This is a genomic window from Streptomyces sp. AC602_WCS936 (assembly GCF_019049125.1).
Lineage (GTDB): Bacteria > Actinomycetota > Actinomycetes > Streptomycetales > Streptomycetaceae > Streptomyces.
Map to the genome: position 1 here is coordinate 60,404 of NZ_JAGMUF010000040.1, position 17,234 is coordinate 77,637.

18 protein-coding genes are annotated in these 17,234 nt (G+C 74.2%); 10 read left to right on the forward strand and 8 right to left on the reverse strand.

The window, feature by feature from the left end; translation table 11 throughout:
- Positions 1-194 precede the first annotated feature (194 nt).
- Positions 195-1,034: a TIGR02452 family protein gene (locus KUM03_RS15525; protein ID WP_217248943.1), complete on the forward strand. Its 840-nt coding sequence runs from the start codon at positions 195-197 to the stop codon at positions 1,032-1,034.
- Here the strand turns inward: KUM03_RS15525 and KUM03_RS15530 are convergent.
- Positions 1,019-1,474 carry a type II toxin-antitoxin system PemK/MazF family toxin gene (locus tag KUM03_RS15530; protein ID WP_217248945.1) on the reverse strand — a complete coding sequence of 152 codons (456 nt, stop codon included), beginning with the start codon at positions 1,472-1,474 and terminating at the stop codon, positions 1,019-1,021. The two genes, KUM03_RS15525 and KUM03_RS15530, sit on opposite strands and share 16 nt — an antisense overlap.
- Positions 1,475-1,663: 189 nt before the next feature.
- On the opposite strand from KUM03_RS15530, the gene KUM03_RS15535 reads away from it, so the two are divergent.
- Together KUM03_RS15535 and KUM03_RS15540 are read left to right on the forward strand one after the other, a co-directional pair.
- The gene (locus KUM03_RS15535) at positions 1,664-2,575 is read left to right on the forward strand and encodes an NAD(P)-dependent oxidoreductase (RefSeq protein WP_217248947.1); all 912 of its coding nucleotides are present in this window, start codon (positions 1,664-1,666) and stop codon (positions 2,573-2,575) included.
- Between the two features lie 62 nt (positions 2,576-2,637).
- Complete coding sequence (locus tag KUM03_RS15540; RefSeq protein WP_217248949.1) at positions 2,638-3,063, forward strand: PPOX class F420-dependent oxidoreductase; 426 nt, start codon at positions 2,638-2,640, stop codon at positions 3,061-3,063.
- 48 nt (positions 3,064-3,111) lie between these two features.
- On the opposite strand, the gene KUM03_RS15545 is transcribed toward KUM03_RS15540, so the two are convergent.
- Complete coding sequence (locus tag KUM03_RS15545; protein WP_217248950.1) at positions 3,112-3,753, reverse strand: LysE family translocator; 642 nt, start codon at positions 3,751-3,753, stop codon at positions 3,112-3,114.
- A gap of 162 nt (positions 3,754-3,915) precedes the next feature.
- Between KUM03_RS15545 and KUM03_RS15550 the strand changes: the two genes are divergently transcribed.
- A complete protein-coding gene (locus KUM03_RS15550; protein WP_217248952.1) occupies positions 3,916-4,344 on the forward strand; it encodes a VOC family protein in 429 nt (142 codons plus the stop codon).
- A gap of 1,067 nt (positions 4,345-5,411) precedes the next feature.
- Here the strand turns inward: KUM03_RS15550 and KUM03_RS15560 are convergent.
- Entirely contained in the window at positions 5,412-6,701 is a 1,290-nt protein-coding gene (locus tag KUM03_RS15560) for an MFS transporter (RefSeq protein ID WP_217248954.1), read from the reverse strand.
- A gap of 81 nt (positions 6,702-6,782) precedes the next feature.
- Positions 6,783-7,661 (reverse strand): alpha/beta fold hydrolase, encoded by an 879-nt coding sequence (locus KUM03_RS15565; RefSeq protein WP_217248956.1) that lies wholly within the window; start codon positions 7,659-7,661, stop codon positions 6,783-6,785.
- Between the two features lie 167 nt (positions 7,662-7,828).
- Here KUM03_RS15565 and KUM03_RS15570 point away from each other — a divergent pair, with 167 nt between their 5' ends.
- The 5 genes from KUM03_RS15570 to KUM03_RS15590 are packed head-to-tail and all read left to right on the forward strand — an operon-like array spanning position 7,829 to position 12,149.
- Positions 7,829-9,799: a BTAD domain-containing putative transcriptional regulator gene (locus tag KUM03_RS15570; protein WP_217248958.1), complete on the forward strand. Its 1,971-nt coding sequence runs from the start codon at positions 7,829-7,831 to the stop codon at positions 9,797-9,799.
- A gap of 57 nt (positions 9,800-9,856) precedes the next feature.
- Positions 9,857-10,300: a PPC domain-containing DNA-binding protein gene (locus KUM03_RS15575; RefSeq protein WP_217248960.1), complete on the forward strand. Its 444-nt coding sequence runs from the start codon at positions 9,857-9,859 to the stop codon at positions 10,298-10,300.
- Positions 10,297-10,719, forward strand: a complete 423-nt coding sequence (locus tag KUM03_RS15580; protein WP_217248962.1) for a CBS domain-containing protein — start codon at positions 10,297-10,299, stop codon at positions 10,717-10,719. The genes KUM03_RS15575 and KUM03_RS15580 overlap by 4 nt, the downstream gene beginning before the upstream one ends.
- Positions 10,720-10,750: 31 nt before the next feature.
- On the forward strand, positions 10,751-11,095 hold the full coding sequence (locus KUM03_RS15585) for a DUF6343 family protein (protein ID WP_217248964.1): 345 nt from the start codon (positions 10,751-10,753) through the stop codon (positions 11,093-11,095).
- Between the two features lie 37 nt (positions 11,096-11,132).
- Entirely contained in the window at positions 11,133-12,149 is a 1,017-nt protein-coding gene (locus KUM03_RS15590; RefSeq protein WP_217248965.1) for an RNA polymerase sigma factor RpoD/SigA, read from the forward strand.
- A 12-nt stretch (positions 12,150-12,161) separates the two neighbouring features.
- Here KUM03_RS15590 and KUM03_RS15595 read toward each other — a convergent pair whose 3' ends face one another.
- Both KUM03_RS15595 and KUM03_RS15600 read right to left on the reverse strand, forming a co-directional pair.
- A complete protein-coding gene (locus KUM03_RS15595) occupies positions 12,162-13,589 on the reverse strand; it encodes an FAD-dependent oxidoreductase (protein ID WP_217248967.1) in 1,428 nt (475 codons plus the stop codon).
- Positions 13,590-13,619: 30 nt separating this feature from the next.
- Positions 13,620-14,852, reverse strand: coding sequence for a polysaccharide pyruvyl transferase family protein (locus KUM03_RS15600; protein ID WP_217248969.1), 1,233 nt, complete (start codon positions 14,850-14,852; stop codon positions 13,620-13,622).
- A 188-nt stretch (positions 14,853-15,040) separates the two neighbouring features.
- Here KUM03_RS15600 and KUM03_RS15605 point away from each other — a divergent pair, with 188 nt between their 5' ends.
- A complete protein-coding gene (locus tag KUM03_RS15605; protein ID WP_217248971.1) occupies positions 15,041-15,997 on the forward strand; it encodes a TerC family protein in 957 nt (318 codons plus the stop codon).
- A 6-nt stretch (positions 15,998-16,003) separates the two neighbouring features.
- On the opposite strand, the gene KUM03_RS15610 is transcribed toward KUM03_RS15605, so the two are convergent.
- Positions 16,004-16,345, reverse strand: a complete 342-nt coding sequence (locus tag KUM03_RS15610; RefSeq protein ID WP_217248973.1) for a hypothetical protein — start codon at positions 16,343-16,345, stop codon at positions 16,004-16,006.
- Positions 16,346-16,536: 191 nt separating this feature from the next.
- Positions 16,537-17,100, reverse strand: a complete 564-nt coding sequence (locus tag KUM03_RS15615) for an NAD(P)H-dependent oxidoreductase (protein ID WP_217248980.1) — start codon at positions 17,098-17,100, stop codon at positions 16,537-16,539.
- Between the last annotated feature and the right edge of the window lie 134 nt (positions 17,101-17,234).

The following is a 17,234-nucleotide window of genomic DNA, read 5'->3' on the forward strand; positions in this document are numbered from 1 at the left end:
CCGCACAAGGGTGCACAGCGGGACATTCCGGCTCGGGAATCTCCGCGACCCGTCCGTTTCCGGGGGCTTTCCCCGGCGTTCCCCGGCCGGGAAACTCCGTTGCACCGCAGCACCAGCATCACCCAGGATCACCACATGAGCACGACGGGGGAGACCGCGCCGCGCGCGGTCATGGCGTCCACGGGGGTGTCGCCATGAGCGCGCGCCTGCGGGGCATCGCACAGCGGACCGAGCAGATCGTGACGGCGGGGTACTACCGCACGCCCGGCGGACGCGAGGTGTCCGTCGCGGCAGCGGTCGCCGCCGCACGCGAGGGCACCCGGACGCACGGACCGGAGCCGGTGGAGCCGGCCGTCTGGACCCCGGCACGGACGGCCCTCGAAGTGACCGGCGAGAGCAGCCTGGAGGCCGCCCGCCGGCTCGGCGGCGAGGTAGCCGTGCTGAACTTCGCCTCCGCCCGCAATCCCGGCGGCGGCTACCTCAACGGCGCCCAGGCCCAGGAGGAGGCCCTGTGCCGGGCCTCCGCGCTGTACACCTGCCTGCTGCGGGCCCGCGGGTTCTACGACCACCACCGCGCCCACCGCGACCCGTTCTACACCGACCGCGTCATCCACTCACCGGCCGTCCCCGTCTTCCGCGACGACCGCGGCGGCCTGCTCGACGAGCCGTACACGGCGGGCTTCCTCACCTCCGCCGCGCCGAACGCGGGCGTGGTGCTGCGTACGGCCCCCGAGCGCGCCGCCGAACTGCCCGCCGCGCTGGCCGCGCGTGCCGAGCGGGTGCTGGAGACGGCCGCGGCCCACGGGTACCGGCGGCTCGTGCTCGGGGCCTGGGGCTGCGGCGTGTTCCGCAACGACCCCGCGCAGGTCGCGGGCGCCTTCCGGACGCTGCTGGGGCCCGGCGGACGCTTCTCGGCGGCCTTCGAGCGGGTGACGTTCGGCATCCTAGACCGCACGCCGGGCGGCACGGTCCGACAGGCGTTCGCGCGGGCCTTCCCCGAGGGCGCGGCCCGCCCCGGTCAGCTCCAGCCGTAGCGCTCCCGCAGCCGCCTCCGAACGAGGTCGAACCGCATCCGGTCCAGGGCGCACGCCTCGCGGCGCATCCCCGCGTCGTACAGCCGCAGCACCCGGTCCACGTCGACCCAGGAGTCCCGCCCGGAACGGTCCCACGGCCCGCTCCCGATCGGCACCCACTCCCGGTCCCCGTCATGCCGCTTGCTGGACAACTGCACCGCCAACAGCGTGCCGGCCGCCTCCCGGGCGACGACGAGCACCGGCCGGTCCTTGCCACGCCCGTCATTCTCCTCGTAGGGCACCCAGGTCCAGACGATCTCGCCGGGGTCGGGGTCGCCGTCGTGCGCGGGGGAGTACTCGGTCCGCACCGGGCCCACGTCCCGGGGATCGGCCTCGGTGGTGGCGAAGGGGCCGTGACGGCCGGGAACGGCGTCGTCCGTGTCGTCGATGAAGGAACTCACGGCCGTACCGTACGGGACGCCGGCGGCAGGCCCCGGCGGATGCGCGGGCGTTCGGTTCCGCGCAGTCGCCGTCGCCGCACGCGCGGGGCGTACGGACCGGCGCCGCCGCCGACCGGGTGGCAGGCTGATCACCGGGTGCCGTACCGCCGCGGCCCGCCACCGACCGTACGAGCACAGAAAGCCGACGTCATGACCGAGCAGCTCACCGTGAGCGTCCTGGGCACCGGCATCATGGGTGCCGCGATGGCCCGCAACCTCGTCCGCGCCGGACACTCCGTCCGCGTCTGGAACCGCAGCCGGGACAAGGCCGAGCCGCTGGCCGCCGACGGGGCGCACGTCGCCGACGGACCCGACGAGGCGGTGCGGGGCGCCGACGTCGTCCTCACCATGCTGTACGACGGTCCGGCCGCCCTCGACGTCATGCGGCGGGCCGCACCCGGCCTGCGTCCCGGTACCGCGTGGGTCCAGTCGACCACCGCCGGCGTCGACGCGGTCGCCGACCTGGCCGCCTTCGCGCACGAGCACGGCCTGGTCTTCTTCGACGCGCCCGTGCTGGGCACCCGGCAGCCAGCCGAGGCCGGGCAACTGCTCGTGCTGGCCGCCGGACCGGCCGAGGCGCGCGGCGCCGTCGAGCCCGTGTTCGACGCCGTCGGCTCCCGCACGGTGTGGACCGGCGAGGACGCCGCGGCCGGCAGCGCCACCCGGCTGAAACTGGTGGCCAACAGCTGGGTGCTCGCCGCCACCAACGCGGCCGGCGAGGTCCTGGCGCTCGCCAAGGCGCTGGGAGTGGACCCGGACGCCTTCTTCGACGCCATCGCCGGCGGCCCGCTCGACATGGGCTACCTGCGTGCCAAGGCGGGGATGATCCGGGACGGCGCGCTGACACCGGCCCAGTTCGCGGTCACCACCGCCGCGAAGGACGCCCGGCTCATCGTCGAGGCCGGCGAGGCGAACGGCGTCCGTCTGGACCTGGCCGCCGCCGGTGCCGAGCGGTTCGCGCGCGCCGCGGCGCAGGGGCACGGCGACGAGGACATGGCGGCGGCCTACTTCGCCAGTTTCGAGGAGAAGGCGTCCGACCGACCGCGCCCGGGGTACCGGTGAGGGAGCGCGAGAAGCCGGACGCCGACGTAGCCTCGGCACAGACCAGGACCCAAGGAGCCACCATGTCCAAGCCCCCGCTGCCGCCCGAGGCCGTCGCACTGCTGCGCCGCCCCAACCCGTGCGTCATGGCCACCGTCCGCTCGGACGGCGCCCCCGTCTCCACGGCCACCTGGTACCTGTGGGAGGACGACGGCCGGGTCCTGATCAACTTCGACGCCGGCCGGGTACGCCTGAAGCACGTGCGCCGCGACCCGCGGGTGACCCTCACCGTCCTCGCGGGCGACGACTGGTACACACACGTCACCCTCATCGGCCGCGTCACCGACATCCGCGACGACGAGGACTTCTCCGGCATCGACCGACTCTCCCGGCAGTACACGGGCAACCCCTACCCGGACCGCGTCCGGCCCCGGGTCAGCGCCTGGATCGAGGTCGAGCGCTGGCACGGCTGGGGCGCCATGAAGGACAGCGACCAGGCGTCCCCCTGAGCGACGACCGCGAACTTCCGTATCCCGGAGGCCGTCGCCGGACGGGTTCTAGTCCTTCCGCCCGGTGACGGCCACCGTGACGCCGAGGCCGATCATCGCCAGGCCGCCCGCGCCGCCGACCGCGGACAGCCGGCGCGGTGACCGCGCGAACCAGTCGCGCGCCGTGGCCGCGAGCAGGCCCCACACGCTGTCGCAGGCCAGCGCGATGGCGTTGAAGACCAGGCCGAGCAGCAGCATCTGCCCGGCGACGCCGCCCCGGTCCCGGTCGGCGAACTGCGGCAGCACGGCGGCGAAGAAGACGATGGTCTTGGGGTTGGTCACCCCGACGGCGAAGCCCTCCCAGAAGGTGCGCCGCCGGTCCCCGCCGGTCCCGGCGTCACCGGCGAACGCGGCCCGCAGGGACCGGCGTTCGCGCCACGCCCTGACTCCGAGGTGCACCAGGTAGGCGGCGCCCGCCAGCTTCAGCACCGTGAAGACGACGGCCGACCGCTCCACGACCGACCCGACGCCCAGGGCGACCGCGACGACCAGGACGTAGGCGCCGAGCGTGTTCCCGGCCACCGTGGTGAGCGCGGCGCGGCGGCCGCGCGCGAGCGCCCTGCCGACCACGAACAGCACGCTGGGGCCGGGGACCACGACGATCAGCAACGACAGCGCCGCGAAGGCGAGAAGACGGTCGGCGGACACCATGGCGTCATGCAAGCACGGCGCCCGCGCGGCGTACCACGGGATTTCGCCGGGCGTCGACACCCGTCCGGCCCTCGTCTAAGATCCACGGCGCGGCATCGCGTGCCGGTCACCGTCCGGGTGAGGCATGGAGGCGCCGCGGAGATGCCCGTGGAGGCATTGCCCGTGTCAGTCGAGTTCAACCACACCATCGTTCTCTCCCGCAGCCGGGAGGAGTCCGCCCACTTCCTCGCCACCGTCCTGGGGCTGGAGGTCGGCGAGCCCGCCGGAATGTTCCTGCCGGTGACGACCGCGAACGGCGTCACCCTCGATTTCGCCACCGTCGACATCGACATCCCCGTGCAGCACTACGCGTTCCTCGTCTCCGAGGACGAGTTCGACGCGATCCTCGCCCGTCTCGTCGCGGACGGCGTCCCCATCCAGGCCGACCCGCACGGCCGGCACCCGCGCCGCATCAACCGCAACGACGGCGGCCGGGGCGTGTACTTCAGCGACCCGTCCGGGCACGGCATGGAAGCCTTCACCCGCCCCTACGGAAGCGACCCGTCCTCGCCGCTCAACGGCGTCACGGAGGACGTCCCGGGCGCTCGCTGAGCGCGGTCGCCGGCGGACCGTTGTCAGACCCCCTCCCCATACTGGTGGCCTCGAGTGAGCCGGACGTGAGGAGGGGGTTGCCGTGCGCACGGTCTACAGCGGTGAACTGGACGTCAGCTACGGGCAGTTCTACGTGGACAGCCGACGGGACGACGACGGACCGGCACCGTGGGCGGCCTGCGCCGGGCAGAGCAACGGACTGTGCGGCGCGGCCGTCCCCGGCCACCTCTTCCTCGTCACGGGCCTGCACACCGGCCGGGTCGGTCTGACCGTCGAGGTGCACGGGACGGCCCCGCCGCTCGACGACGCCTGGGAGGAGGCGGTGGAGGCGTCCTTCCGGCCGGCCGGCGCCCCGGTGGCCGTCCTGCCGTGGGGAGACGGTCCGCTGTGCACGCTGGACCTGCACCCGACCGACCACCGGGTGCGCTATTGCGGGCGCGGCATGGACCGGGGGCGGGAGGAGGAGCTGGCCGTGCTGGAGGGCGGCGCGCCGGTGGACCACTATCTGCTGCAGTTCTGGCCCGCCCCGCCCGCCCCGGACGTCGTCGTCCGGCAGACCTCCGGCAGCGCCGCGTACTGGCACCGGCACGCCCGCAGTCTCCCGGCGGCCGGGAAGGAGACCGTGCCGGGGGACCCGGAAACCCTCTCCTGGGGCGGCCGGCTGCCCAGCCGGCGCGTACGGGAGGCCGGCGGCGACGCACGCGGACTGGTCCCGCTCGACCGAGAACTGATCGACGCCGTCGACGCCGTGTGCCCGAAGACGCAGCGGTGCCTCGCGCGCTGGGCCGCCCACCGCGCCCTCACCGAGGCGGGGCTCGACGGCATCGACTGGATCACGCCCGCGCTGGCCGCACTGGACCGCGGTGAGCCCCTGCCCGACCCGTTCGACGACCCGGAGCGGGCCTGGGGGCGCTTCTTCGCCGACGCCCGCACCCGGCGCACCGCCGCCGCCCCGCCGGACGGGTGCGGCAACCCGCTGCGGCGGACCACGGCCCTGCCCGCCCTCCTCGCCGCGGCCGAACCGGACCCGCTGCGCGCCGCACTCGGCGCCCTCTTCGCCGCCGCGGTCACCCACGGCCCCGGGTACCCGGCGCTCTTCGCCGAGGCCCGCCGCCGCTTCCCGGCCCTCGTCCGGGACACACCAGCAGCAGGGGAGTCGCCAGCAGGAGGACTCCCGCCAGCGCGATCGCCGTACGAGGACTCGTGAGGCCGGCCAGCAGGCCCCACAGCGCGGTCAGCGCCGCGGTCGCCAGCTTGGTGCTCACCGTCCAGGCGGTCAGCGTGCGGGCGACCCGGCCCGCCGGCGTCAGGCCGAGACGACGCGTGGCGGACACCGGGTTGAACACGCCCGCACTGGCGATCAGACCGAACTCGACGGCCATCACGAGGACGAGTCCGCCGGTGCCGGGACCGACGAACGCCAGGCCCACCGACCAGCACACGCGGAGCACTCCGCTGCCGACCAGCACCCGGTGCTCCCCGAAGCGCGCCACGAGCGGGCCGGCCAGCCGCGAGCCGATCAGCCCGCCGGCGCACGGCACCGCGAAGGCCAGGCCGTACTGCCAGGGCGCGAAGCCCAGATCGCCCAGCATGAGGACGGCGAGCAGCGGCGCCGTGGCCATGATCAGGCCGTTGACCAGCAGCGTGTTGAGGAACAGCGGGCGCAGCCCCGGCGAGGTGAGGATGTACCGCCAGCCGGCAGCCAGGTCACCCGCCCGCGGCCGGACCGGGACCGCGCGGAGGGGGCGCGGCTCGCCGCCGCCGACGGCGCGGACGCCCAGCGCCGACAGCAGATGGCTCACCGCGTCGACCGTCACCGTGACCACCGGGCCGAAGAGCCCGATCGCCGCGCCGCCGGCCGGGGGTCCGAGCATCGTCGCGGTCCAGGTCGTCGCCTCGAACCGGCCATTCGCCCGCAGCAGGTCATCCGGCGGTACCAGCGCCTTGAGACAGGAGCCGGCGGCGGCCCGGAACGTGATGTCGGCCGCGGCCATGACGATCGACACCACCAGCAGCTGGGCGAAGGAGAGCCGGCCGCACGCGTACGCGACGGGCACGCTCAACAGCACCGCGCACCGGACCAGATCCATCGCGACCATCACCGGCCGCTTGCGCCGGAACTCCACCCACGGCCCCAGCGGCACCGCCACCACCGCGCCCACCGCGAGCCCGGCCGCCGCGAGCGCCGCCACCTGCTGCGGCCCGGCGCCCAGCACCACGACCGCGATCAGCGGGAAGGCGTCGAAGGCCAGCCGGGTGCCGAACGTGCTGACCGCGTACGCCGCCCACAGCCACCGAAACGGCCGCCCCAGCGACCTGCTGCCACTCACCACGTCCGACACCGACACGCCCGACATCCAAGCGAGCGCGGCACTCGCGAATCAAACAACGGGCCGGGCGCCCCGTACAACCCGCGGTTGTACGACAGCCCCCCGCCGCTACCGCACCAGCAGCTTCCGCAGCGCCCCGGCGACCTCGCCCGGTGCCTCCTCCGCCATGAAGTGGCCGCAGCCGACGGTCTCGTGGCTCAGGTCCGGGGCCCAGGCCCGCCACAGCGCGGCGGCGTCGTAGCCGAGGGCCGCGCCCCAGTCCTGCTGGAGGACGGTCACCGGCATCCGCAGCCGGTTCCCGCTCTCGCGGTCGGCCCGGTCGTGGGCGACGTCGATGCCGGCCGAGGCCCGGTAGTCGGCCACGATGGACGGCACCGCCGCACGGGACGCCTCCAGGTAGGCGGCGCGTACGTCGGCGGGCAGCGCGTCCGGATCGCGGGTCCAGACGTCGAGGAAGTGGCCGAAGAACGCGTCGGGCGCGGCGCCGATCAACTGCTCCGGCAGCCCGGGCGGCTGTGCCATGAGGTAGAGGTGGAAGCCCACCGCCGCCGAGGTGCCGTGCAGCACGTCCCACATGTCCAGGGTCGGCAGCACGTCCAGCGCGGCCAGGTGCGTCACCGCGTCCGGGTGGTCCAGCCCGGCCCGCACCGCGACCAGCGCGCCCCGGTCGTGCCCGGCCAGCGCGAACCGCTCGTGTCCGAGCGCGCGGGCGAGGGCGACGACGTCGGCGGCCATGGTCCGCTTGGCGTAGGCGGTGCCGTCGGGATCGGCCGGCTTGTCGCTGGCGCCGTAGCCGCGCAGGTCGGGGCAGATGACCGTGTGGTCGGCCGCGAGGTCGGCGGCGACGTGCCGCCACATCAGGTGGGTCTGCGGGAAACCGTGCAGCAGGACGAGCGGGCTGCCCGAGCCGCCGACGGCCACGTTCAGGGCGACGCCGTCGGCGACCGTGACGCGGTCGCAGGTGAAGTCGGGGATGGTCGGTGCCATGGCTGCTCCGTGTCTTTCGACGCACGCCGTGCCTGTTCCACGGCGTGCTGGTGACTGCTCCCAGCCTCACGGGCCCGAATCAGCAACGGATCAGCGACGGATCAGCACCATCGGCACGCGTACCGTGGGGGAGCGGCGAGCAGCGGTGCGATCGGAGCGGGCGGAACATGGAAGCGGTCACCTTCGGTGTACTGGGACCGGTCACCGCCGAACGCGCCGGCGCCGGACTCGCCCTCAAGGGCCCCAGGCACCGCGCCGTACTGGCGCGGCTGGTCCTGGCCCGGCGGCGGGTCGTCCCGCTCGACCGCCTCGTCCACGACCTGTGGGACGAACCGCCGCCGAGGGCCGTGGGCGCGGTGCGCACCTTCGTCGGGGACCTCCGCCGCGCCCTGGAGCCCGACCGTCCGCCGCGCACCCCGGCCCGGCTCCTCGTCACCGAAGGCCCCGGCTACGCTCTGCGCGCGGCCCCGGACGCCGTCGACGCGTGGCGCTTCGAGGCGGCCGTCGCCGAGGCCGACCGGCTGCCCGCCGACCGGGCCCCGGACCGCATCCGGGCCGCGCTCGGACAGTGGCGGGGACCGGCGTACGCCGACTTCGCCGGGGCCGAGTGGGCCCGCGGCGAGCGCTCCCGGCTCACCGAACTGCGGCTGCGCGCGGTCGAACGCCGGGCGGAGCTCCTGGTGGACGCGGGCCGCGCCGCCGAGGCGGTCCCCGACCTCGACGCGCACCTGACCGAGCATCCCTGGCGCGAGGAGGCCTGGCGGCTGCTGGCCCTGGCCCTGTACCGGACCGGCCGCCAGGCGGACGCCCTCGCGGTGCTGCGCCGGGCCCGCGACCTGCTCGCCGCCCACCTGGGCGTCGACCCCGGGCCCCGGCTGCGCCGCCTGGAGGCCCGCGTCCTCGCCCAGGACCCGGACCTGGACCCGCCCGGCGAACCGGCGGAGGCGGCGGCCCGGCTGTGGGCCCGCGCGACCGAGGCGTACGACCGCGCGGTCGCCGCCGGCGCCCACGCCCGCTTGGAGTCCACCGTCGGCCTGCTGCGAGGCCTCGCGGTCACCGGCGGCGGCGGTCTCCAGGCGGCCAGGGAGCAGCGCGTGGCGGCGGTCGCGGCGGCCGAGGAGACGGGCGACGCGGAGCTGACGGCCCGCGTCATCGGCGCCTACGACGTGCCCGCCAACTGGACCCGGGGCGACGACACCGAACTGGCCCGGCGGATCGTCGCGGCTGCCGAGCGCACCCTGGCCGCCCTGCCGGACGACACCACCGCCGACGCGGCCCGCTGCCGCCTGCTGGCCACCGTCGCCCTGGAGTCCCGCGGCGTCCGGTCCCCGCGCGGACCCCGGGCCGCGCACGAGGCCGAGCGCATCGCCCGCCGCCTCGACGACCCGGCGCTGCTGGCCTTCGCCCTCAACGGCGCCTTCATGCAGTCCTGCACCACCGCGGGACTGGCCCCGCGCCGCGACGCGATCGGCGCCGAACTCGTCGCGCTCTCCAGTCGGCACGGCCTGGTCAACCACCTGGTCCTCGGCCACCTGATCCGGCTCCAGGCCCGCTCGGCCCTGGCCGACCTCACCACCGCCGACGAGCACGCCGCCGCCGTGGACCGGCTGGCCGCGCGGCACGAACGGCCGCTGGCGGGCGTCTTCACCGAGTGGTACCGCGCCCTGCGCCACGCCGTCACCGGCAGCCCGTACGACCGTACGGAGGCCGCCTACCGGACTGCCGCCGCACGCCTCGAAGGCGCGGGCATGCCGGGCCTGGAACAGGGACTGCTCCCCCTCGCCCTGCTGGGCCTGCGCCTGTCCCGCGGCCGGCCGGCCGACGTGGACCCGCGTGCCGACTGGGGCCCGTACCGGCCCTGGGCCGAACCGTTCGCCCTCCTCGCCGACGGCCGTGAAGCAGAGGCCCGCACGGCCCTGCGGTCCCTCGCCGAGCCGCCGCCCGACCTGCTGTACGAGGCCCTGTGCTGCGCCGAGGCCGCGCTCGCCCTCGAACTCGGTGACCGCGCGGCGCTGGAGCGGACGTACGACAGACTGCTGCCCGCCGCGGGCGAGATCGCCGGCGCGGGCAGCGGGCTGCTCACCTTCGGACCGGTCGGCACGTGGCTCGCCGCGATCCGCCGGGCACTCGGCGCGTGAGTCCGTCGCGCCCGCCGCCCCGGGGTTGCCCCGAGGCCCGTCGGGTACCCGGCGGGCATGAAGTGGCGACAGGTGCAGGACGGACCGTCAGCGGTGTACGTGGTGGTGCTCGACCCGGGGGAGGACGCGGTCGCCGAGCTCACCGCCTTCGCCCGCGACCGGTCCCTCGGGGCGTCCCAGGTGACCGCCGTGGGCGCCTTCTCGGAGGCGGTCGTCGGCTGGTTCGACCGGCAGGCGAAGGACTACCGGCACATACCGGTGGAGGAGCAGTGCGAGGTGCTCTCCCTGATCGGGGACATCGCCGTCGCCGACGAGGGACCCGCCCCGCACCTGCACGCCGTACTGGGCCTGTCCGACGGCTCCACCCGCGGCGGGCACCTGCTGTCCGGCCGGGTCTGGCCGACGCTGGAGGTCGTCGTCCGGGACAGCCCGGCGGACCTGGCCAAGACCCACCGCCCCGAGATCGGACTGGCCCTGATCGACCTGGAGGCGCGACCATGACACGGATACGAGACGTGATGTCACCCACCCCCGTGGCCGTCGAGCCCATGACCACCGTGACGCGGGCGGCCCGGCTGATGCGCGAGGAGGACGTCGGCGACGTCCTGGTGACCTACGACCGCGACCTGTTCGGCGTGCTCACCGACCGCGACATCGTGCTCCGGGGCGTCGCCGACGGCCGCGACCCCGACACCACCACGGTCGGCTCGGTGTGCTCGCCCCCGCCGGTCGTCACCCTCGGACCGGACGACACGACCGACCGCGCGGCCGAACTGATGCGGCACCACGCCATCCGCCGGGTCCCGGTCGTCGAACACGGCGGCGTCCCCGTCGGCGTGGTCACCCTCGGCGACCTCGCCGCCGCCGACGACCCGCACTCCGCGCTGGCGGACATCAGCAGGGCCGCACCCGGCCACTGAACCACCGGACCGGTCACGCAGGAGGCACGGCATGAACGACCGGCGTCACTCCCACGGGGCCACGGAACCCGCCTCTCGGGCGCGGTCCGGCGTGTTCGGCCGCCGCCACCCGCGCACCGGCACCGAACCGGCCACGGCACAGAGCCCGCTGGGGCTCCGCCTGGTGCTGTCCGTCGTCTTCCTGCCGCTGTTCCTGGCCGGTGCCGCCTACTTCGGGGTGTGGGCCGCGGACGCGGGCCCCGGGGACAGTCCCGGACGCGGCGGCCTGGTCGTCCTCGCCGTCGTGTGCGCGGCGTTCGCCCTGCTGGCGGCGGCGGACCTGATGGTCGTACTGCGCAGGCTGCGGCACGAACGCCCCAGGACGGCCCCGCACTGACCCGAGCACCCGAGGAGGGGACGGAGGAGGAAGCGACATGGCTCCCCTGGCACGAACACCCGCGACCGGCACCGAGGACCGCCGCGCCCCCGCCCGCACCGCACGGCTGCGCAGCCGCATCCCCGAACCCGACGAGGAACCCGACCTGCTCGGCCAGTACCTCGCCCAGATCGGCGCCACCCCGCTGCTGACCGCCGAGGACGAGGTGCGGCTCGCCAAGCGCATCGAGGCCGGCGTCCGGGCCATGGCGGAACTGGAGTCGGCCGACACCGGCGAGCCCGCCCCCACCCCCGGACGGCGCCGCGCCCTCCAGGAGACCGTCCACGACGGCCAGGCCGCCAAGGACCACATGGTGCGGGCGAACCTGCGGCTCGTGGTGTCGATGGCCAAACGGCACGCCCACCGCGGACTGCCCCTGCTGGACGTCATCCAGGAGGGCAACCTCGGCCTGATCCGGGCGGTGGAGAAGTTCGACCACACCAAGGGCTTCAAGTTCTCCACGTACGCCACCTGGTGGATCCGCCAGGCCATCGAGCGGGGCCTGGCGACGCACGCGCGTACGGTACGGCTGCCGGTGCACGTCGTGGAGCAGCTGCAGAAGCTCGCCAAGGTCGAACGGAAGCTCCGGGTGGGCCTCGACCGCGAACCGACCGCCGACGAGGTGGCCGCCGAGAGCGGCATCGACGGGGACAAGGTCGTCTGGCTGCGCCGCGTCGGACGGGACGCCGTCAGCCTCGACACCCCGGTCGACGAGACCGGCGAGACCGTCGTCGGCGACCTCATCCCCGACAGCGAGGTGCTCCAGGCCCCCGAGGTCGCCGAGTTCCAGGCGCTGGCGGCGGAGCTGCGGGAGGCCGTCGGCACCCTCGCGCCCCGCGAGGCGATGATCCTCAGCCTGCGCTACGGCCTGCACGACGGCCGCCCGCGCACCCTGCACCAGGTGGCCCAGCACGTGGGTCTGACCCGGGAACGCGTCCGCCAGCTGGAGAAGGCCTCCCTCGACCACCTGCGCGCCCCCGAGACCCGGGACCGCCTCCTGGACTGGGCGAGCTGACGGGACCGGGCGTCAGGTGCGCAGCCGCGCCCCCTGCCGCAGCAGCTCGTGCTGGACCATCCGGTAGGGCAGGCCGCGCGGCCCGCGCCCGTGCCGGACGGTCAGCGCCGCGCACACCCCGGCCGCGTGACCGGTCGCCATCGCGATGGGCATGACCCGGTACGACGAGTGCGCCACGTGCGTGCCGGAGATGCAGCGCCCGGCCACCAGCAGCCGCTCCGTGCCCCGGGGGACCAGGCAGCGCAGCGGAATGTCGTAGAAGCTGCCCTGCGGGACCCGCTTGAGGACGGTGCCGGAGCCGCGCGGGTTGTGGATGTCGACCGGGTAGGCGCCGTGCGCGATCACGTCCGGGAAGGTGCGCGCGGCCAGGATGTCGTGGCCGGTCAGCTGGTAGTCGCCGAGGACGCGGCGGCTCTCCCGCACGCCGATGTGGGTGCCGCTCTGCACCACGTACGACTCCTCGAAGCCCGGCACGCGGGTGCGCAGGAAGCGGTCGATCTGGGCCAGCTGGCGCCGGGCCGTGTACTCGGCGCGGGTGAGGTCCCAGACGCTGGTGCCCAGCACGCGGTTGACCCGGGTGCTGTTGACGGCGACCTCGCGCGGGTGCGGGGTGGCGAAGAAGAGGATGTCCTCGCGCGGCAGCCGCAGCTCGCCGGCGGCCCTGGCCTCCTCGATCAGGTCCCACAGGCCGTGCACACCGCGCCACTGGTCCGGATTCTCCCGCACGTAGTCGGCGAAGTCCGGCCGGGAGAAGTCGGCGACGCGGAACATCAGCGTCATCGGCTGCACCAGCCCGTCCTCGGGCCGGCCGATCTCGAACGGCGCCCCGCAGGAGGCCGCCACATCGCCGTCGCCCGTGCCGTCGACGACCACCCCGGCGTCGATCACCACCGGACCCGACTTGGTCTCGAACACCACCCGCCAGCCGGAGCCGTCGTCCAGCGGCAGCGCGCCGGACGCGAACGAGTGGAAGAGCATCCGCACCCCCGCCTCGTCCATCATCTCCAGCAGGGAGAACTTGAACAGCTCCGGGTCGAAGGGGACCGTGTACCCGGTCTTCGGGGAGGGCGGAAGGCAGCCGCCCCGGCCCATCAGCCGGTCGAGCAGCTGCCACAGCACGCCCGCGACGACCGGCTCGCCCTCGCCGTGGTCGGTGGGCAGCAGCCGGGAGGTGTCCCCGGACTCGGTGAACGCCGCCTGCTTGTGCTCGTTGTGGAAGGACATCAGCGGCATCACCAGTGCCGCGGTCGCGTTGCCGCCGAGGAACCCGTACCGCTCGACCAGGACCACGTCGGCCCCGGCGTCGGCCGCGCCGATCGCGGCGGCGAACCCGGCGGGGCCGCCGCCCACCACCAGCACGTCGCACCGGCCCCCGTGCCGGGCGGACCGCGGCGGCAGCGTGACCTCACGTGGTTCGCGGGGCTCTTCCAGGACCGGCATCGCTCTCCTCGCGGGGTCGCTTTCCAGGGGTCAGGCGTGCAGGGGGCGCGGCTCGACGGCGTACGGCGCGTACCCGGCCGCCCGGGAGCCCGCGCCCGCCCCGCCCTCGCCGAGGCTGTCGAGGCTGTCGAGCAGGGAGCCGCAGCGGACGCAGGTCTCGCGGGCCGCCGCGGACAGCTCCCGCATCCGCGACCGCACGTCGTCCCGGCGGTTCGGGTACTCGTCCCACATCCGGTCCACCTCCGCCAGCAGCAGCCCGGCCTGCTCCCGCGCCACGCCCACCAGCGCCGGGGCGCCCAGCCGGCGCGCGAAGTCGAAGACCTTGCCGGAGTACGGCAACGGCAGCACCGGCACCCCGCTGAGCGCCGCGAAGATCACGAAGTGCAGCCGCATGCCGACGGCCACGTCCAGGTGGCGCATGAAGCCGAGGACCTGCCCCGGGCTGTAGTCGCCGTGCAGGATCCGGCCCTTGTCCGGCGCCGTCATGTGGGACAGCACGGCGTGCGCGTGCCGTACGTCGTGCCGCTCCATCGGCAGGAACACCACGTGCGCGTCCAGCCGCCGCACCAGGAAGTCGGCGACGTCGGCGAGCAGCGCGTGGTAGTCGCCCTCGTCCAGCTTCTCGGCGGCCCGGCCCGGTTCGCGCACCGACATCCCCACCAGCCGGGCGCCCGAGGGGATGCCCTCATCGCGCATCATGGCCTCGGTGAACGCCTCCGGCCCCAGCAGCAGGGCCGGATCGGCGGTGACCGCGACCTCACGCTCCAGGCCGACCTCCTCCAGCACCAGCCGGGACTCCTCGTCCCGCACCACGACGTCGTGCATGTCAGCCAGCACGGTGCGCACCGCGTCCCGGTCCTCCGCGTCCGTCAGCGGCCCGGCGCCGACGGCGTACGCGAAGGTCGGCACGGACCGGGTCTGCGCGGCGCGCACCAGCCGCAGATAGCGCCGCGCCTCGCCGTCGTAGAGAATTCCGCCGCCGCCCAGCACCAGCAGGTCCAGGCCGGGCAGCACGTCCAGGACGTGGTTGCGGCTGACGCCCTCCCAGGGCACCACCTCGTCGGCGTCGGGGTGATGGGCGCGGGTGTGCTCCGCGTCGCGGCTCATGACGACGAGGCGCGCGTCGGGCCGCTGGGCGCGCAGACAGCTCAGGACGCAGGTGAGGATCGCCTCGTCGCCGGTGTTGAAGCCGCCGTAGGAACCGAGTACGCCGATGCGCGGGCCCGGCCGGGCGGGCTGCGGAGGGGAGGGGGCAGTGGTCATCCGGGGGCTCCCGTCGGATCGGAGTGGGCCGGCCTGCCGGCCACGGTGCGCCGATCGGGCGGATCGTGCGGATCAGGCAGATCGGGCACGGTGCCGGGTTGCCTGCGCCGCTCCGCGGAAACACCCTGTCCAGGAACCTGTCCGTCGTCCGGCCCCCGCTTTCTTCCTCCACCGCATCAGGAGCTCCAGTGAACGTTTCGCTCACGGTCTGGCTGCTGACCGTCGCGGGCCTGTGCGTCCTCGTCGGCGCCGACTTCTTCATCGGCCGCAAGCCGCACGACGTGTCGATCCGGGAGGCGGGGATCTGGACGGCCGTCTGGGTGGTCCTGGCCTGTCTGTTCGGCGTGGGGCTGTGGGCGGCCGCCGGCGGCGCCCCGGCGGGCGAGTTCTTCGCCGGCTACATCACCGAGAAGTCGCTCAGCGTCGACAACCTCTTCGTCTTCGTCCTGATCATGGCCAAGTTCGCGGTGCCCTCCCAGTACCAGCAACGGGTGCTGATGGTCGGCGTCATCGTGGCCCTGGTCCTGCGCGCCGCGTTCATCGCGGCCGGCGCGGCGATCATCTCCGCCTTCTCCTGGGTCTTCTACATCTTCGGCGCCTTCCTGATCTGGACCGCCTGGAAGCTCGTCCAGGACGCCCGCAAGGGCGGGCACGACGAGGAGTACGAGGAGAACAAGCTGCTGAAGTCGATCGAGCACCGCTTCGGGGTCGCCGACCGCTATCACGGCACCAAACTGTGGATCGAGGAGAACGGCAAGCGCGTCATGACGCCGATGCTGGTCGTGATGCTGGCGATCGGCTCCACCGACGTCCTGTTCGCCCTGGACTCCATCCCCGCGATCTACGGCCTCACCCAGGACCCGTACATCGTCTTCACCGCCAACGCCTTCGCCCTGATGGGCCTGCGCCAGCTGTACTTCCTCATCGGCGGCCTGCTGAAGAAACTGGTCCACCTCTCCTACGGGCTGTCGATCATCCTCGGCTTCATCGGCGTGAAACTGGTGCTGCACGCCCTGCACGAGTCCGGTGTCCACGTCCCCGAGATCAGCATCCCGTTCTCCCTGGGCTTCATCGTGCTCGTCCTCGCGGTCACCACGGTGACCAGCCTGGTGGCCGCGAGGAAGCAGGAGGAACGGGACGCGTGACCCGTTCTACTGAATGGTCCAGCCCACGCTGCCGACCCCCGAGCTGTAGATCGCGCAGACGCCCGAGGACTCGCCGTACTGGCCGGGCGCCAGCGTCACCCACTGGCCCGAGACGTCCGGTGCCCAGCCGCAGACCACCTCGGCGCGGAAGGTGATGGTCCGGTCGGTGTTGTTGCTGCAGCCGGCGATTCCGTGGTCCGGATTGTTGTTGTGCACCCAGCCGTCGCAGTCCACACCGGCCGCGGCCGGGGCGGCCTGTGCGGGACCGGCGAAGCCGGCGGCCGTGAGGGCCAGGGCGGAGGCGGTGGCGGCGAGGCCCGCCCTGACGAGGGTCTTCCTGCGGCGCATGCGTACTCCCGTGAGGTCGCGTCCTGTCGGCGTGACCAGTCAAAGGGGCGGCGGCTGCCGTGTGAACCTCGGACCTGTCAGGGTGGGGTGCGCGGACAGCGCCTGGAAGGGCTGGGCACCGGCGGTGGTCTGACACACGTCGGGACCGGAGCCGTGCGCGGCTCCGGTCCCGTGGGCGTACGACGCTGCTGTCAGGCGGCGACGGCCTCGTCGGCGTGGCCGAGCAGCTGGGTGACGACCTCGGTCAGCTGGGCGGCGACCTCGGTGTCGTCGGCCGGGTGGGTCTCGGCGAAGCGGGTCACCGAACCGGGGATGGACAGCTTGATGTCCTCGATCACCTTGCCGCCGGCGATGCCCACGGCCTTGCGGGTGTCGTCCTGCGCCCACACACCGCCGTACTGGCCGAAGGCGGTGCCGACGACGGCGGAGGGCTTGCCGGAGATGGCGCCCGCGCCGAACGGACGGGACAGCCAGTCGATGGCGTTCTTCAGGACGGCCGGCATGGTGCCGTTGTACTCCGGCGAGAAGAACAGGAAGGCGTCGGCGGCCTGGGCGGCCTCGCGCAGCTTCACGGCGGCGGCCGGGACGCTGCCCTCCACGTCGATGTCCTCGTTGTAGAAGGGGACGTCGGCCAGCCCCTCGAACAGCTGCACCTCGGCGCCCTCCGGCGCGAACTTGGCGGCCGCCTCGGCGAGCTGGCGGTTGTGCGAACCGGCGCGAAGGCTGCCGACGAGCGCAAGGATGCGGACAGACATGAGTACTCCCACTGATGGCGCAGGCGCTGCGGGCGCAGACGCTGCTGAAACACTGCCGTAACGATCCGGACCGGGGTCCGTTTAAGTTCTAACATCCCAAACGGACCGCGGTCCAGTTTTCTTCCCGATGCTTT

What these genes read in the sequence shown, in the direction of transcription:
- KUM03_RS15540 (WP_217248949.1), top strand. Translation starts at nt 2,638, where the DNA reads ATGTCCAAGCCCCCGCTGCCGCCCGAGGCCGTCGCACTGCTGCGCCGC.
- KUM03_RS15595 (WP_217248967.1), bottom strand. Translation starts at nt 13,589, where the DNA reads ATGCCGGTCCTGGAAGAGCCCCGCGAACCACGTGAGGTCACGCTGCCG.
- KUM03_RS15580 (WP_217248962.1), top strand. Translation starts at nt 10,297, where the DNA reads ATGACACGGATACGAGACGTGATGTCACCCACCCCCGTGGCCGTCGAG.
- KUM03_RS15570 (WP_217248958.1), top strand. Translation starts at nt 7,829, where the DNA reads ATGGAAGCGGTCACCTTCGGTGTACTGGGACCGGTCACCGCCGAACGC.
- KUM03_RS15565 (WP_217248956.1), bottom strand. Translation starts at nt 7,661, where the DNA reads ATGGCACCGACCATCCCCGACTTCACCTGCGACCGCGTCACGGTCGCC.
- KUM03_RS15610 (WP_217248973.1), bottom strand. Translation starts at nt 16,345, where the DNA reads ATGCGCCGCAGGAAGACCCTCGTCAGGGCGGGCCTCGCCGCCACCGCC.
- KUM03_RS15600 (WP_217248969.1), bottom strand. Translation starts at nt 14,852, where the DNA reads ATGACCACTGCCCCCTCCCCTCCGCAGCCCGCCCGGCCGGGCCCGCGC.
- KUM03_RS15590 (WP_217248965.1), top strand. Translation starts at nt 11,133, where the DNA reads ATGGCTCCCCTGGCACGAACACCCGCGACCGGCACCGAGGACCGCCGC.
- KUM03_RS15535 (WP_217248947.1), top strand. Translation starts at nt 1,664, where the DNA reads ATGACCGAGCAGCTCACCGTGAGCGTCCTGGGCACCGGCATCATGGGT.
- KUM03_RS15560 (WP_217248954.1), bottom strand. Translation starts at nt 6,701, where the DNA reads ATGTCGGGCGTGTCGGTGTCGGACGTGGTGAGTGGCAGCAGGTCGCTG.
- KUM03_RS15525 (WP_217248943.1), top strand. Translation starts at nt 195, where the DNA reads ATGAGCGCGCGCCTGCGGGGCATCGCACAGCGGACCGAGCAGATCGTG.
- KUM03_RS15575 (WP_217248960.1), top strand. Translation starts at nt 9,857, where the DNA reads ATGAAGTGGCGACAGGTGCAGGACGGACCGTCAGCGGTGTACGTGGTG.
- KUM03_RS15615 (WP_217248980.1), bottom strand. Translation starts at nt 17,100, where the DNA reads ATGTCTGTCCGCATCCTTGCGCTCGTCGGCAGCCTTCGCGCCGGTTCG.
- KUM03_RS15585 (WP_217248964.1), top strand. Translation starts at nt 10,751, where the DNA reads ATGAACGACCGGCGTCACTCCCACGGGGCCACGGAACCCGCCTCTCGG.
- KUM03_RS15545 (WP_217248950.1), bottom strand. Translation starts at nt 3,753, where the DNA reads ATGGTGTCCGCCGACCGTCTTCTCGCCTTCGCGGCGCTGTCGTTGCTG.